Origin of the sequence: Mycobacterium gordonae, from assembly GCF_001417955.2 — a bacterium.
Lineage (GTDB): Bacteria > Actinomycetota > Actinomycetes > Mycobacteriales > Mycobacteriaceae > Mycobacterium > Mycobacterium gordonae_B.
Genome location: NZ_LKTM01000021.1, coordinates 1 through 14941, shown reverse-complemented (window position 1 = coordinate 14941; position 14941 = coordinate 1). Strand labels below are relative to the sequence as shown.

Sequence of the window (14941 nt, the reverse complement as noted above, 5' to 3'; positions counted from 1 at the left end):
GGCCGAGACGCTAACCCACAACACCGAAAAAGAGTGTCTACCAGTGGTTAAGCGTGTCGTAGTTCAGTCAACGGGTAGTGGCCGGCCAGTCGCACGTAGTCCGCGGTAGGGACGACGACATTGGCCACGACGCCGCCTTTGAGGCAGGCCATCCGATCGGCGAGCACCCGCGCCGGGACCCCGCCGATCGCGGCCAGAGCTTCGGCGATCAACGCCAACGTGGTCGAGGCACGTTGGTCGCTGGCGAAGCGCACGAAGCGCCACCGCGAGAACGCCAACACCGCGCAGAACAGGAACAACCCCGGCGCGACTTGGGCCCAATCTATGACCAGATACTCACCCGGCTCCCACACCGCTGGCCGCCGGCCACGGTGATTACTAATGCGCCACAACGCTTTCGCCTCTGCAACGAGACGGCGGAAGTTACGGTCAGAACCGCTGTATCCGGCGGCCCGGGCCTTCGGCAGCAGCCGCTTGGCCGAAATCCGACCATGTGACTTCGCGACCCGTTCAGCGACCAGATCGGCCACCGAATCATAGTTATGCGCCCGTTGGGCCCGCGGTGGCGGCGGCACACCGGCCTGGTCGGCCTCGAACTTGTCCACGACCTTCTTGACGGTGCGGTGAGTGGTGCCGCACTCCTCCGCGGCGGCCCTATACGACCCGAGCTGTTGGTAGGCAGAAATGATGTCCATGCGGTCCTTCGCAGACTTCAATGGAACTCCCCGGTGGTGATGGCGATTGGTTGGCGCCTTCACCGTCACCATCGGGGCCCGCAGTTCCTGATCGACACGACGAACACGGGGTGGATACTTTTACCCGGCCAAAAACGGATACCTCGACTTGGCCACCAGTGGGTACTTTTTCATGGCCATGGGCAAAGTCCTCGGTCACGTCGGAAACATTGACCGCTTTCCGACCGAACATCACTTCGCCAGCTACACCGGCAGTGCCCCGCTGGAAGCCTCGAGCGGCAACACGGTCCGCCACCGACTCAACACTGGAGGCAATCGTGCCCTCAACAGCGTGCTGCACATCATCGCCACCTGCCAAATCCGCGACCCCGGAATCGGACAGAACTACTACCGACGCAAAATCGCAGAAGGAAAAACACCCGCTGAAGCACGCCGCGCCCTCAAACGCAGGCTCTCCAACGCCGTCTACCGCACGCTCAAGCGTGATCAACGGAAACTCCTTCCCGAAGCCGCTTGACACACAGAGGCGCTATCAGGTCACACCGCTTCGCGCCGAAGCCCGAGTTCTCATGTGGTGGATGCCGCCCCAAGGCTCGACAGGTCCTCACGAAAGGCACTCGATCGGCCAGGAAATTTCGGGGTCAGATCCTCGGGCCGGCATCCGATAACCATCATCACTGGAAAATTCAGAGTCGGACGAGGCGGCGGCCGCGTTGGCGGCTTCTGTTGTGCCGTACGCACCCGCGCTGTTGCCCAGGGTGCTCACCAGCAGCTCTTGGATTGCCTGGGCTTGGGCGGCGATCGCTTGGTACCGGGTGCCGTAGGCAGAAAATACTTCGGCCTGCAGCGCTGATATCGGATCGGCGGCTGCAGGAATCACATCAGTGGTTGCGGCTGCTGCTGCCGCGCCCTGCGCAGCCATCGAAGAACCGAGACCCTCCAGCTTGCTCGCCGCGAAGGTCAACGCTTCAGGCTGTGTGATTACGAAAGACATTTACTTCACTCCTCACAGTCATGGTTGTCCAAGAACAGTCGATGTCGTCGCTGGCTCCCGGCCGTGATTGAACGAGCCCGGGTCTCCTGGCGACCCTGATTGGCATCCGCTGCTGGACACTTTGGATCGGCGCGGCAACAAACGACGTCGCCGGCAATGTGGTAGCAACTCCCGCAGAGGCGGCCGACGGCGGAATGCGCTCTGGCACCACACGTCGGCTGCGATACCCGCGCAACTGTGGCATCACCGGCATCGCCGTCGGGGTCGCGAGGCCCAGGGCGCACGGGCCGTCGGCCGGAGTCACTCGGATGGTTGACTCGGTCAGCCAGCCGCTGCACGTGCGGCTGGCCGCTGCGGTCGAGGCCGGCTCCGAGCATCCCATCGGCGCGGCTATCGTCGCCGGCGCCCGCGAGCGCGACCTCGATGTCTGAGGTCCGCCGCCTGCAAGGCGAGGGGCGGCTGGTGGCCATGGTCGGCGACGGCGTCAACGATGCCCCCGCGCTGGTGCAAGCCGATTTGGGCATCGCGATCGGTACCTGTACCGATGTGGCGATTGAAGCCTCAGACATCACGTTGATGTCGGACCGCCTCGACGGTGTCGTGCGCTCGATCCAGCTGTCCCGCCAGACTCTGCGCACGATCCACCAAAACCTGGGCTGGGCCTTCGGCTACAACACCGCCGCGATACCCCTGGCTGCATTCGGCCTGTTGAACCCAGTGGTTGCCGGTGCGGCGATGGGGCTTTCCTCGGTCAGCGTGGTGACCAACTCGCTACGGCTCCGGCGCTTCGGCCGCGGTACATGACAATAACGCCCGCCACTCTCGGAGTGCATGGACCCGATCGTTTTCGACCTGAGCGGCCCCCGCCGGCATGATCCACGACCTACTCGTGCGTTGGGTCGTCACCGGACTGTTTGCACTCGGCGCCCTGGGATGCGGCGTGCCGATCCTCACGCGACGCCGGCCCGCGACGGTGGTTGTCAGCCGCAGTCTGCATTTCTTGATGGCAACAGGTATGGCTGTGATGGCATGGCCGTGGGGCGCGCGGCTGCCGGCCTCCGCGCCCGCGGCCTTCTTCCTGTTGGCGGCGGTCTGGTTCGTGGCGATCGCGTTGATCACCGCCCGTTCGCCGGCCGCCCGGGCGTCAGCGGGTTACCACAGCCTGATGATGCTGGCCACTGCATGGATGTATCTCAGCATGAATAGCCTGGGCTCGCTTACGGCTTCGCTCAGTCAACCGCCTGCCCCGATGCCCGAAATGAACATGGCCGCGATGGACCACACGGCAACCACCCAACCGCCCACCTGGGTGACCACGATGAACTGGCTTGGAGTCGTTATCTTCACCATCGCAGCAGCATCTTGGGTTGTGGCATACCTCCGCGAGCGCAGACGCAGTACGATCCAACCTCCGCTACTGGGAGACATCACCGAAGCCATGATGGCCACCGGAATGGCGATTTTGTTCGCTGCCGCGCTGATCGAACTTTGACCTCCGCGCACAATTTGTAATGCCCGGGGGCCGGATACTGTTTGGGGGGTACGGTTCCTATGGTGCTGCCTCGAGCGCTTCAGCCCTTGGAGGGCAGCGGCATGAACACCGTTGCGGCAAACTCCGCTACAGCCGTCAACGGCACCTCGACGGCGCCGTCTTGAGACCTCCGTGCCACTTCCAGTTGGCCGGCCCACCCACTACAAATGAAGGGCCCTTGGTGTCCCTACGCCACCGGATATGTGCCCGCCATGCTGATACATCGCACAGACGGACGGAAATTGAGGTACCGCTGATCAAGAGAAGACCGCAGGGCGCAATCCCGGGCAGCCTCGACGAAAACTATTGCGGCGACTCGCATAGAGGCCTTCGTTACCCCCCACACGGCATACCTCTGCCAGTATTGCGTGGGTGGAGGAGGTCGCGGTTCCGACGAAGCGCTTTGTGCGACAACGCACGGTGAGTACATGCATCAGCATGGCCGCTATCATGGTCGCGCAGAGCAGTCCCGGGGCGGTTATCGTCCACCCACGCCGCAGCCCATACTGCATCAAAGGTATTGCCCTTCAATGTACTTGTGCGGCGCGGTCGCTTCTGACGGCGCGAGATTCCCCGGCGGGGCCGGACCCACGCGTGCCACCGCAGAAAGCGACGCCTTGAACAAGCTGCGCGGCAGGAAGATTGTCGACTCGGCGCGCAGCTAAGGCTCAGCGTCGAGCCGCGGATACCGCCCTTGACAATCCGAAGCTAGGCAACGCTCAGCACATCACGGATGGCCGCGACAACTACATCGGGCCGTTCGACAGGCAGCCACGAGTGGCTCGTTCCGTCAGCGAACACAAGTTCGCCTCTGGGAAAACGCTTGACCAGTGCACGATTGGACGCATCCATCTTGGCATACGTAGCGCGCCACCGGGTTCGCGACCGCGGCACAATCACCCGCACCGGCACATCCGGCAGTGATGCGCGTTCGAGTTCTCGCTTCACTTCGCGCAAATAGCTCGTATGACGCGGCACAAGCCGTGCCGTCTGCAATGCCGCCCAAGGATGATTATCGACATAACGGTAGAACCAGCCCAATCTCGGCTTCGAGATATCCTTCGGCGCCATCCGCCGCAACACGCGCCGGCCCAAGCTGGTCCTGGGAACCCTCAGCAGCTGGGCGATCCCGAGGAGGAAAAGTCCTGCGGCAGCCAGGGTCATCCCTACCAACTCGACAAGTCGTGATTCGGTTACCGGCGCAGAGGGATCAAGCAAGACCAACCCGGCTACTTCTTGTGGATGTCGTAAAGCGAACATCTGCGCGACCAATCCACCCGACGACCACCCCACGATCACTACCGGCGCAGCGCAACGCACTTGATGGATTACGGAGTCAAGGTCATCAGCCATTTCGGCCACGCTGCGCCGAGGTGGACCATCCGCGTCACCACTACCAAGACGGTCGTAGGTTACGACAGTGGCAAAGGACGCGACCCACTGTTCCAACACGCCGCCGAAGGAGTCCGTCGTTCCTTCACCTGCCCCACCGGCTTCAAGGAGGACCGTAGGCCCCTGACCAAGCAGACGTGCGCGAGTGACTCGCTCACCCAGATGGACCCGGGTGGCGGCTTGCGTCGGCAATCTAAGTTCCCTCTCGTGGTGGACACCGCTGGTCGTCATTGCCGCCCACACGCGGAATAATGGAAGACGATTGGAGTCAGTCTAGCGCGGCTGCTGTCGAGGGCCGTACCATCACAGAGTGAACAATTTCTGCGGCTCTGCGTGGCGCGTCTGAAATAGGTTCAGGTACAGCGCATTTACTCGTGTTGGGGGTGCGAATTTTGCGGCTGAGGCACTGGCGGTGGATATCGCTGTCCCGTTGCTGCTTTAACACGAGATGGGCTGGCGTCAGCGACGTCAACTGCGGGCTGTCCACACCGTTCTGCGAACACGGCCTGCGCACTTCACACGATCACGCCCGCCGGTTTCGCTGCCAAACGCAGCATTGCCTACCGGATACACCCAGACCAGCAACGCTACGGAAACTCACAGCGTTAACGACAAAGATCGGCCAGCACACCACCAACCCATTGCTGCATCCGGTAACCATGATCGCGGCGATCGTGGTCGATTTCTCGGGGGCGTCATGGTTTCCGGCGTGCTGTTGGCTCCCACGACTGTCATACAGGCCCTCGCCACGCCGCGGTCCTGATCGGCGAGGCAGCGCTACTGATTGCCACTGCTAGTATCGAACACCCGGTGATCCGGGCGCCGCTGGCTGCCGCGGCGTGCGGCCTGCAGAACGGGATGATTTCTGGGCTTCCTGAAATGCCCATCCGCACAACGCACTTCACCGGCACCACCACTGACTTAGGGCTTCTCGTAGCCCTTAGTCGCCGCCACGGATTGGATTATTGGAAAGCAGCGATCCTCAACACAACGGTGCTGCTGTTCGTCGGCGGCGCCGCCGCCGGAGTGGTGGTGGGCGGTCGCATCGGCGACCGGGCGCTCACCCCGGCCGCGGTCGCGTGCCTCGCTTTCGCGGCGGCCAACGCATTGCATCACTGCAGGTGTCGCGAGCGGTTGACAACAGCACACCAACCTCCGCCCCCGCTGCCCGGACACGCGCGGAGCGCAGCAGAGCCGAAGAACACAATCAGCCGGTGACTCCTGCCGAGCTGCGGCGGGGTTCGCCAAATCGCTTGGGGCGCTCGTCCGCTCGAGCATGTCAGTCCGCACCTGGGCACGGGAGGCAAAAGGATCTGCGAACGGGTCGACGGCCCGTCAGCACTCAGCTGGCACCGGCCTCGTCCCCGCGCCAAGTGCCCGGAATCATCGGCAGTTTCGGCCCGCTACCGAACTCGTCTTCCTCCAGCCTGGCCATGCCTCCCGCCGCAATAGCCGCTTCCCTGCTCGCTGTGCCGGCAAATCCCAAAGTTCCGGCGCCTTGTTCGGAAAACACGGCTGACGGCGTCGATTCCCCACCCGCTGGCGCGCCCCAGTCCGGTTCGACGTCGACGTTCATGTTCATGAACTCATCGTTGTGGTCGTGCAGCCCCGCACGCCGACCTCGGCGTGTCCGCGAACGCGCAGCCGCCCCGGATGCAGCCGCAGCGACATCGGGCTCCGGCGCCTTCTTCTTCGCGGCAGCGCTGGCACTGGTCCTCATGCCCGATCCGTGCCCGATGCCGGGGCCACCACCGACCAGAAACGGAAAGCCTGGTCCCGTAATTGCCGAAGCTGGAGGCGGTGTGGGGCCTGCGCTGGCAATGGAGCTGGTAGCAGGCGCAGGAGTGGGGGCCGGAGCCGGAGCAGTGGGAGCGACTGACGCTACCGGTGCCATCCCGACCGCGGGTGATACCGACGCTGGCGGTGACCCGGGCAGCGCCACGACGGCGGGGACCGCCGGTGGCTGGACAGCGGCGAGGCCCGACAGTCCTGCTAAGCCGATGGCCGCCCCCACATTCGAGGCGGCGGCACCGAACGCGAAAGCAAGCAACTGCGGTGACTGAATCAAGGCTTGGAAGAGTTGCGGTATGTGCTCTGGGTAGTCGACGAAAATGAGATAGGAATAAGACTGAAACGCCTCTTGCGGATTTGTAAGCAGTTCTTGGATAAACGTTTCAAAATCTTTCGGGAATTCGATGGCACGGGCCACCCACCAGTATGGGTCAGCGGCATTGGTGTAGTCCTCGAAAGGAAGTCCGTTGAGGGTGCCTTCGGTGACATTCCAATCCACCCGACCGCCGGAGATGTTACGTAAGAAATCGGCAACGACGTAGTCGATCACGGTGGGTTCGCCGGCGTGCGTCTCCACACCGGTGCCCGCGCTGGACTGTGTCTCCTGGACTATCTCCGGGGCTGTTCCGGTTGGCGAAGTGGACGCCAGGGCCGCATCCGAGACGGTTTGGTAGGTAGCCATGGTGCTGGCCGCCTGGATCCACATTCGGACGTAGTCGGCTTCATTGAGCGCGATCGGGATGGTATTCATCCCGAAGAAGTTTGTGGCAACCAGCGTTCCGTGAATAACGTGGTTGGCGGCTAGTTCTGGGAGCGTCGGCATCGCTGCCAGCGCTGCTTCGTATGCGGCGGCTACAATTTCATGCTGCGCCGCGGCCCGCGCGGCGGTTGTGCCTGCGCGCGTCAGCCACGCCAGGTAAGGGATGTGGGCGGCCACATACTGCTCGACGCTCGGACCTTCCCAAACTCCCGCTTGCACCGCAACGAGCAAAGCCATGAGTTCGTCAGCAACGTCCGCGTACTCGGCACTCAGCGACGACCATGCCGTGGCGGCAGACAGCAATGAGCCTGCCCCGGAGCCAGCGCTGAGCAGGGTTGAGTGGACCTCGGGTGGTGACGCCATCCACATCGTGGCCAATGTGCACACTCCTTCGCCCGACTGGCTTCAGAGCTTAGTGAACCTGACAATCATTTTCAACAGGTGGAAGTGTGCTTCCTTAGGCATATTCGCAGCCGTCAGGTCCCGGCCTGTTCAGCGGTGCGTCGGTAGCCTCGGATGGTCAGCTCCGTCAGTCCTGAGTGGCGTCCAACGTTGCTGTATCGGTAACTGCTCCAAGGTGGATCTTGATGAGCCATAAGTCAAATCAGTCGACGGCGACCGCTTCCCCCGGGGGGATGGCAAAGTATATGTGGTGGTCCCTTTATCCCGTCAGAGGAGTTCTGTGACATTTTGTCGAACCGACGTGATGGGCCTGCTGCTTGTTGGCGCGCTGTTAATATCGGGATGCGGTGGCAGCAACAGTACCTCCGCTCCCTCCGCGGGGCCGTCGGCGAAAGTCGACTGTGGTGGGAAACCGGAACTCAACGCCAGCGGCGCGACCGCACAAGCGAACGCGATACAACAATTCGTCAATGCCTACGCCCACGCGTGCCCTGGTTACACGCTGGACTACGAGGCTAACGGCTCGGGCGCCGGCGTCGAGCAGTTCATCAAGGGCGAAACGGATCTGGCCGGGTCCGGTGTGCCGTTGGACCCGGCCAAAGGCGAAACCAACAAGGCGGCGGCACGGTGCGCGTCCCCCGCCTGGCAGCTGCCGGCATTGTTTCAGCCGATCGCGGTCACTTATCACATCAACGGGGTGAGTTCGCTGAAGCTGGACGCACTCACACTGGCCAAGATTTTCAACGGCACCGTCACCAGGTGGGACGACCCGGCGGTCAGGGCGCTCAACGCAGGCACCAGCCTGCCCTCGTCGCCCATCCGGGTCATTTTCCGCAATGACGACTCCGGTAACTCGGCCAACTTCCAGCAATACCTCAATGCCGCATCCGACGGCGCCTGGGGCAGAGGCGACGGCGAGACGTTTGAAGGGGGCGTCGGTACCGGCGCCGACGGAGACAATGGGGTGACGGCGGCCCTGCAGACTACCGACGGATCGATCACCTACACTGCCTGGTCATTCACGCTGGGCAAACAACTGAACATCGCCCAGATCATCACCTCAGCAGGTTCAGATCCCGTGTCTATCACACCCGAGACAGTCGCCAAGACGATCGCGGGAGCCAGAGTTGTGGGTCAGGGCAATGATTTGGTGTTGGATACGTCATCGTTCGCCAAGCCGACGCAGCCCGGGGCGTACCCGATCGTAGAGCCAACGTATGAAATCGTCTGTTCGAAGTATCCGGAGTCCGCCACGGGCAGAGCCGTCAGGGCGTTTATGCAGGCGATTATAGGTCCGGGGCAAGACGGCTTGGCGCAGTATGGATCCATCACACCGCCGAACTGGCTCCAGGCGAGGCTGGCGACAGCGGTCAACGCTATCTCTTGATCAACATGAAGGAGTTTGATGGCAGGCGTCAGTGAGTCCGGGCCGAGGGCAGGCTCGCTTGTCGGGCCGTATCGGCTGATGCGGCTACTAGGCCGTGGCGGAATGGGCGAGGTCTACGAGGCCGAGGACACCCGCAAACACCGAGTGGTGGCGCTGAAGTTGATCTCGGAGCAATTCTCTGCCGACCCGGTGTTTCGCGAGCGGATGCAGCGCGAGGCGGACGCGGCAGGACGGCTGACCGAACCGCATGTGGTGCCGATCCACGATTACGGCGAGATCGACGGGCAGCTGTACCTGGACATGCGGCTGATAGACGGTATTTCTTTGCGCCGCATGTTGACGGCCTATGGTCCGCTGACACCGGCGCGAGCAGTGGCCATCGTGCGGCAGGTCGCCGCCGCGCTGGACGCCGCACACGCCAGCGGGGTTACCCACCGCGACGTCAAACCGGAAAACATCATTATCGGCGTCGACGACTTCGCCTACCTGGTCGACTTCGGCATTGCCCGTGCCGCAACCGATCCGGGGCTGACCCACACCGGAATGGCGCTGGGAACTTATAACTACATGGCCCCGGAGCGATTCGCCGGCGACAGAGTTGACTTCCGGGCCGACATCTATTCGCTGGCATGTGTGTTGGCCGAGTGCTTGACCGGGTCACCTCCTTACCCCGGCAGCAGCATCGAGAGGGTGATCGGCGCGCATCTGATGGAGCCCGCTCCGCGGCCCAGCCAACTGCGGCCCGGCTTAGTTCCGCCGGGTCTCGACCAGGTGATCGCCACAGGAATGGCCAAGAACCCCGAGGAACGCTTCCGCAGCGCCGGTGAACTGGCCGCCGCCGCCCACACCGCACTGACCACAGCCGAGCAGAACCAGGCGGCCGCGATTGCGCAGCGCGGCGAGCGAACGATCTCATCGACCGGTGCCGGCCCAGCCGCCGCCGACTCTGTCACACAGGCCAGGCCCTGGTCAGCGATGTCAAGTTCGCCCGCGACCCAGAGCGGATGGACACCGTCACCCGCCGACACCTCCAGCTGGCGCAGCCGCCCGAACGTCCCACCCTTCGTCAGCCCTACCGGCCCACCGGACCCGGCCCCCACATCTGGGGCACGGGCGAAGCCTCGACGCAAACGCATGTGGGTCCCCATCGGCGCCACCGCACTAGTGGTGATCATCGGCGTCATCGTCGTCGTCGGACATCTACTCAAGCCGAAACCGCAACCGGCGGCATCGGCGCCCGGACAGACAATAGTGCCGATGACCGGGCTCGGCTTTCCCTTTTCGCCGGGCGGGGTCGCCCTGGACAATACCGGCAGCGTGTATGTCACCAGCCAAGGCATGTACGGGCGCGTCGTGAAGTTGGCTGACGGGTCGTCCACCCCGACGGTACTGCCGTTCACCGGCCTCTACCAACCGCAGGGGCTGGCAGTAGACGCCAACGGCACCGTGTACGTCGCCGACTTCAATAACAGGGTGGTCAAGCTGGCAGCCGGATCCAACACCCAAACCGTGATGCCTTTTACCGGCCTCGCGTACCCGCAGGGCGTGGGGGTCGATGCTACCGGCAATATCTATGTCGCAGACCGCGGCAACAACCGAGTGGTGAAGCTTGATGCCAAATCCAACACTCAGGCTGATCTGCCGTTCACCGGCCTAAACCATCCAGATGGTGTCGCCGTAGACCTTTCGGGCAGCGTTTATGTCACCGACTCGGACAATGACAGGGTGCTGAAGCTCAACCCCGGGTCGAGCGCTCCGACGGAGTTGCCCTTCACCGGACTTGCCGTGCCCTCGGGTATCGCGGTAGACACCGCCGGCGCCGTCTACGTCACCGACCACGAGACCGGCAAGGTGGCCAAGCTGGACACCGGATCGAGCGCCCCGACAACGCTGCCGTTCACCGGCGGCCATCCCGTGGGCGTGGCGGTCGACGCCTCCCGCAAGAAGGTGTTCGTCGCCGACAACGGCAACGGCAGACTGGTGCAGCTGGCAGCGGGATAGCCGGCAGGGTTTCCGCTATCCGCTGCATGGCCGAAGTTGGCCGGTCCAGTGCGAACCGGTCCAGTGGAAACTGCTTTTGGCGAATCCTTGAGCCGGCGCCACGAAGTGAGTAAACGCCGCAATCACAACAACGCTCGCTACAGCGAGCCCAGAATCGCCTGCATTGTCGTGATCTCCTTCTGCTGGGTGTCGACGATCGACTGCGCCATCGCAGTAGCAGCAGAATACTGACCGGACTTGATTTCGTGCTGCGCCATGCTGATTGCGCCCTGATGATGCTGGATCATCTGGTTGAGGAACAACTTGCTGGCGGCGACACCTTGCGCGTCTCGCAGGGCCTGCATGTCTTGCTCGGACATCATTCCGTCCGTCCCACCCATCCCGGGCATGCCGGGCGTTCCGCTTTGACTCGGCATCCCGGGCATGCCGGGCGTTCCGCTGTGGCTCGGCATGCCGGGCATGCCGCTGTGGCTCGGCATTCCGGGCATCCCGCTCTGACTCGGCATCCCGGGCATCCCGGGCATCGACGACGAGGGGGACATGCCACCCGGGGTCGTCGGCTGTCCCCACTGGTTGAGCCACGTTTGCAGCTGCTGAATTTCTGGCCCCTGCGCCGACTTGATCTGGTTGGCCAGGTCGATCACGCGAGGATCGATACCCTGCTTTCCGAGAATGATGTCGCTCATCTGGATCGCTTGCTGATGGTGGGCAATCATGTGCTGGGCGAACATGACGTCTTGATCGTTGTGCGCCTGCGAACCCGCTGGCGAACTCGAGACACTCGACGACCCGGCCGTCGTGGCACTGGATCCGGCCTGGTTGCCGGAGCTGCCGCATGCGGTGAGGGTCAGTAGCCCCACGACCGCAGCTGTAGCTGCGGAGGCGGTCATCGATCGTTGCACCATCAGGATGACTTCCTTTCGATAATCAAGAGAGCAGAGTCGTTTTCAACATACCTATACGGGTACACGGTAGCAGGCACGGGCAGGCGGCCCCCGCGGCGAAGGAGGTTTCAATGCAATCAGGTACCGAAACTGCGCGTCGGCGCGGTCCCCGTTCCGAGGGTATTTCGCCAAGGGCCTACGAGGCGTTGTCCGAGGTCTGGTATTTCGGCCAGCGCGCCCGTATTTGGGACCGTCTCGTCGTATCGTCCGGCGCGCGGCCGGGTCAAAGAGTACTCGAACTTGGTTGCGGCACAGGATATTTTGCTCGCCGAATCGCCCCAGTGGTGGGTCCTTCGGGAGTGGTGGTGGGAATCGATCCGTCACTGCCGTCCCTAGCCTATGCCGCGGCACATTCCCCGCCGCACTGCACGTTTTATCCAGCGCAAGCTCAGAATCTACCCTTCGCCGATGCGTCCTTCGACGTCGTTGCGTCAAGTCTGACCTTCCATCACATTGCGCCTGACCATCGTCTCGTGGCGATACGCGAGGCGCTTCGGGTGTTGCGGCCGGGCGGACGGGCGTGCATCGCTGATGTCTGTCCGCCGCGGATTCGACTTCTCGAGCGCGTTGTCAGCGCGGCGCACGGTCGAGCGGAGATGCACGACATCTTCGACAGACTTCGCGCGATGATGGCCGAGGCGGGCTTTACCACCATGGCAACCGGTCGCGTCTCGCGACTGTGCTACATCACGGCCGAACGGCCGCACGATCTGACCGCCGCCTTCGCAGACGTCTGAACTTTGGTACGGGCTCGTGGGTCGGTGCTCGACGGTGAGGGCGAAAGTGTCTTCAGCCTCCGCCGCCGCCGGAACCGGTACAACCAAGGCCTGCAACGGGGTTGAAAGAGTCGTGGCGCCAATTGCCATCCCAGTTCGGGTCGCACACGGGGTTGGCATGGGGCCCAGAGCAACACGCATCAGTTGGGGACGGTGCAGGTTTTGCCTCAGCGTTGACCGCGCCAACCTAGTCACCCCGCGCCCAAGGTCGCTGTGTTGCAACGGTAACCGCGGCAGTCGCCATCTCTGGCTTCATACCCAGGCGCTACCCGGAAAGTGGCCCGCCAAACATCGGCGCGGCTCCAAAGGGGCCTGACCGGTTGTGGCACCGTGATAATTCCCAACCGGAGGCCCCGTAACCGCGCCGACGCGGCCGTGCGGATCGGCGCGTCACGGGCACATGCCGGCCGGTAGCGCCGCCTCAAGGGCTGTCAAGGTCGGCGCCAGGACCGGCAATTCGGGCAGGTGGCCGGCCGTGGAGCCCGGATCTTTCAGTCCGGTCGACGTCGACAGCAAGACGACGCTCTCGTCAGCATCGATCCAACGTCGAGAAGCGAGCTGCCGAGCGGCAAGTACCGCCAACACGGAGGCGCCCTCTGCGTAGATGCCCTCGCCGGACGCCAACTCGAGCTGCATACGGACAATCGCGTCATCGCTTGGTTCTGCCACGGCGGTACCGTTGGTGGCCCGGATCGCCTCCACGCCTTGATAGGTGGCCACCCGCGCAGCGACCGAGAACGCGAGTGACTGCCGAGTGGGCACCGTCGGCTGACGTCCCGGTGGGGCTTGGAGCCCCTGCGCGTAGGCGCCAAACGGATCGACCGCGACCAGCCTGGGCATGCGGGTTGTCAGGCCGAGACCGATCAGGTCGGCAAAACCCCGGCGGATTCCGGATAACGCGTCCCCGTAGGCGGTCGGGACGACGACCACGTCGGGCGCTTCCCCGAGTTGTCCCCACAGCTCGTAGGCGATCGTCTTGTATCCCTCGACCCCGAACGGGTTGGAACCGATCGGCGGAGTCACTGCCCCGGATATCGCAGTCCAACCGAACGCCTCGACCGCTTGACGCAGTACCGACCACCGGTCCGGGCCTTTCTCGTACGCGACGAGGCAGGCGCCGTAGCCTCGAATGAGAATGCTCATCTCGCGCGGTATCGATGACAATGTGAGGACCACGCACCGAAGCCCTGCCGCGGCTGCGTAGGCGGCCACTGCCGCGCCGTGGTTTCCCGTCGATGAGACGACGACAGTCGATGCTCCCGACGCCGCCGCCTTTGTGACGGCCGCCGCCGCCAGCCTGTCCTTGAACGACCACGTCGGATTTCGAGATTCGTCTTTGAGCATGAGCCTGCGTAGTCCAAGCCGAGGCCCCAGCCGATTCAACGGAATGACGGGCGTCTGGCCTTCGCCCAAGGTCACCGGAGCGTCCTCTGGCGCCAGCGGCAGCAACTCGCGGTATCCGAAGATTCCTGACTGGGATGCCTTCCATGGCAGCGGGCCCGGATTGATCGCGTAGACGGGGGTTAGATTCACCCCGATACCTTCGCGTGCGCATCGCGGACACCCGAAGGAGGCTCGAACTTCCGGCGCCTCTTCGCCACAGCGGGGACACCGGAGCGATCCGAGATACCGTGCGCTCATATCGGAGGGCTCCCGCTCGGTGGCAGCTTTGGCTATGCGTGCGGTTTGAAGGTGCGCAGCCGGAGGCTGTTGGTGAGCACGAATACTGAGGAGAACGCCATCGCCGCACCCGCCAACATGGGGTTGAGCAGGCCCGCGGCTGCCAGCGGCAGTGCGGCAATGTTGTAGGCGAACGCCCAGAACAGGTTGCCCTTGATCGTCGCCAACGTCTTACGCGAGAGCTCAATGGCGGCGGGCACCGCGCGCAGATCACCGCGAACCAGTGTCAGATCACTGGCCTCGATCGCGACGTCGGTACCGGTCCCCATCGCAAGCCCCAGATCGGCCTGCGCCAGGGCCGCGGCGTCGTTGACACCGTCACCGACCATGGCCACCACCTTGCCCTGGGCCTGCAACCGTCGCACAACCTCCACCTTGTCTCGGGGCAGCACGTCGGCGATGACCTGGTCGATGCCCACCTGCCCAGCGATGGCACGGGCTGCGGCTGCGTTGTCGCCCGTCAGCATGATCGGGGTCAATCCCAGCGCACGCAGCCGCTCGACGGCCTCGACCGACGTCGGCTTCACCGCATCGGCGACCACCAGGATTCCCCTGGCCGTGTCGTCCCAGCTGACCACGACCGCGGTC

The 14941-nt window shown here is 63.7% G+C and carries 11 protein-coding genes and 4 pseudogenes; 8 read left to right on the top strand and 7 right to left on the bottom strand.

The window, feature by feature from the left end; all coding sequences use genetic code 11:
- Positions 1-74 precede the first annotated feature (74 nt).
- A pseudogene (locus tag AO501_RS04640) lies at positions 75-716 on the bottom strand (IS21 family transposase); the annotation flags it as partial.
- Positions 717-843: 127 nt separating this feature from the next.
- Here AO501_RS04640 and AO501_RS04635 point away from each other — a divergent pair.
- Positions 844-1212: a transposase gene (locus tag AO501_RS04635; protein ID WP_197419764.1), complete on the top strand. Its 369-nt coding sequence runs from the start codon at positions 844-846 to the stop codon at positions 1210-1212.
- A 183-nt stretch (positions 1213-1395) separates the two neighbouring features.
- Here the strand turns inward: AO501_RS04635 and AO501_RS04630 are convergent.
- Positions 1396-1689, bottom strand: a pseudogene (locus AO501_RS04630) (PE family protein); the annotation flags it as partial.
- 308 nt (positions 1690-1997) lie between these two features.
- Between AO501_RS04630 and AO501_RS40015 the strand changes: the two are divergent.
- The 3 genes and pseudogenes from AO501_RS40015 to AO501_RS04620 all read left to right on the top strand — a co-directional run bounded on the left by AO501_RS40015 (position 1998) and on the right by AO501_RS04620 (position 3181).
- Entirely contained in the window at positions 1998-2120 is a 123-nt protein-coding gene (locus tag AO501_RS40015) for a hypothetical protein (RefSeq protein ID WP_256101373.1), read from the top strand.
- A pseudogene (locus AO501_RS04625) lies at positions 2113-2493 on the top strand (HAD-IC family P-type ATPase); the annotation flags it as partial. The gene AO501_RS40015 and the pseudogene AO501_RS04625, both read left to right, overlap by 8 nt.
- A gap of 67 nt (positions 2494-2560) precedes the next feature.
- Entirely contained in the window at positions 2561-3181 is a 621-nt protein-coding gene (locus AO501_RS04620; protein ID WP_055576599.1) for a DUF5134 domain-containing protein, read from the top strand.
- A 747-nt stretch (positions 3182-3928) separates the two neighbouring features.
- On the opposite strand, the gene AO501_RS34825 is transcribed toward AO501_RS04620, so the two are convergent.
- Positions 3929-4843 (bottom strand): alpha/beta fold hydrolase, encoded by a 915-nt coding sequence (locus tag AO501_RS34825; protein ID WP_082658380.1) that lies wholly within the window; start codon positions 4841-4843, stop codon positions 3929-3931.
- 365 nt (positions 4844-5208) lie between these two features.
- On the opposite strand from AO501_RS34825, the pseudogene AO501_RS34820 reads away from it, so the two are divergent.
- Positions 5209-5830: pseudogene (locus AO501_RS34820) on the top strand (DUF1275 family protein); the annotation flags it as partial.
- Positions 5831-5954: 124 nt separating this feature from the next.
- On the opposite strand, the gene AO501_RS04600 reads toward AO501_RS34820, so the two are convergent.
- Positions 5955-7532, bottom strand: coding sequence for a PPE family protein (locus AO501_RS04600; RefSeq protein WP_055576595.1), 1578 nt, complete (start codon positions 7530-7532; stop codon positions 5955-5957).
- A gap of 337 nt (positions 7533-7869) precedes the next feature.
- Here AO501_RS04600 and pstS point away from each other — a divergent pair, with 337 nt between their 5' ends.
- Both pstS and AO501_RS04590 read left to right on the top strand, forming a co-directional pair.
- A complete protein-coding gene (gene pstS, locus AO501_RS04595) occupies positions 7870-8952 on the top strand; it encodes a phosphate ABC transporter substrate-binding protein PstS (protein ID WP_133437467.1) in 1083 nt (360 codons plus the stop codon).
- A gap of 18 nt (positions 8953-8970) precedes the next feature.
- Positions 8971-10953 (top strand): serine/threonine-protein kinase PknD, encoded by a 1983-nt coding sequence (locus AO501_RS04590; RefSeq protein ID WP_055576593.1) that lies wholly within the window; start codon positions 8971-8973, stop codon positions 10951-10953.
- A 137-nt stretch (positions 10954-11090) separates the two neighbouring features.
- Here AO501_RS04590 and AO501_RS04585 read toward each other — a convergent pair whose 3' ends face one another.
- Positions 11091-11684 (bottom strand): DUF305 domain-containing protein, encoded by a 594-nt coding sequence (locus AO501_RS04585; protein ID WP_306237986.1) that lies wholly within the window; start codon positions 11682-11684, stop codon positions 11091-11093.
- Between the two features lie 284 nt (positions 11685-11968).
- On the opposite strand from AO501_RS04585, the gene AO501_RS34815 reads away from it, so the two are divergent.
- Complete coding sequence (locus AO501_RS34815) at positions 11969-12634, top strand: class I SAM-dependent methyltransferase (RefSeq protein WP_065135598.1); 666 nt, start codon at positions 11969-11971, stop codon at positions 12632-12634.
- A gap of 429 nt (positions 12635-13063) precedes the next feature.
- Here the strand turns inward: AO501_RS34815 and AO501_RS04580 are convergent, their stop codons facing one another.
- Positions 13064-14206, bottom strand: a complete 1143-nt coding sequence (locus AO501_RS04580) for a threonine synthase (protein ID WP_231752332.1) — start codon at positions 14204-14206, stop codon at positions 13064-13066.
- A 140-nt stretch (positions 14207-14346) separates the two neighbouring features.
- Positions 14347-14941, bottom strand: a 595-nt coding sequence (locus AO501_RS04575) for an HAD-IC family P-type ATPase (RefSeq protein WP_156452302.1), incomplete at its 5' end; no start/stop codon positions are given.

Coding starts and splice junctions, on each gene's coding strand:
- AO501_RS34815 (WP_065135598.1), top strand. CDS start 11,969: ATGCAATCAGGTACCGAAACTGCGCGTCGGCGCGGTCCCCGTTCCGAG.
- AO501_RS40015 (WP_256101373.1), top strand. CDS start 1,998: ATGGTTGACTCGGTCAGCCAGCCGCTGCACGTGCGGCTGGCCGCTGCG.
- AO501_RS04620 (WP_055576599.1), top strand. CDS start 2,561: ATGATCCACGACCTACTCGTGCGTTGGGTCGTCACCGGACTGTTTGCA.
- AO501_RS04600 (WP_055576595.1), bottom strand. CDS start 7,532: ATGTGGATGGCGTCACCACCCGAGGTCCACTCAACCCTGCTCAGCGCT.
- AO501_RS04590 (WP_055576593.1), top strand. CDS start 8,971: ATGGCAGGCGTCAGTGAGTCCGGGCCGAGGGCAGGCTCGCTTGTCGGG.
- pstS (WP_133437467.1), top strand. CDS start 7,870: ATGGGCCTGCTGCTTGTTGGCGCGCTGTTAATATCGGGATGCGGTGGC.
- AO501_RS34825 (WP_082658380.1), bottom strand. CDS start 4,843: ATGACGACCAGCGGTGTCCACCACGAGAGGGAACTTAGATTGCCGACG.
- AO501_RS04585 (WP_306237986.1), bottom strand. CDS start 11,684: ATGTTCGCCCAGCACATGATTGCCCACCATCAGCAAGCGATCCAGATG.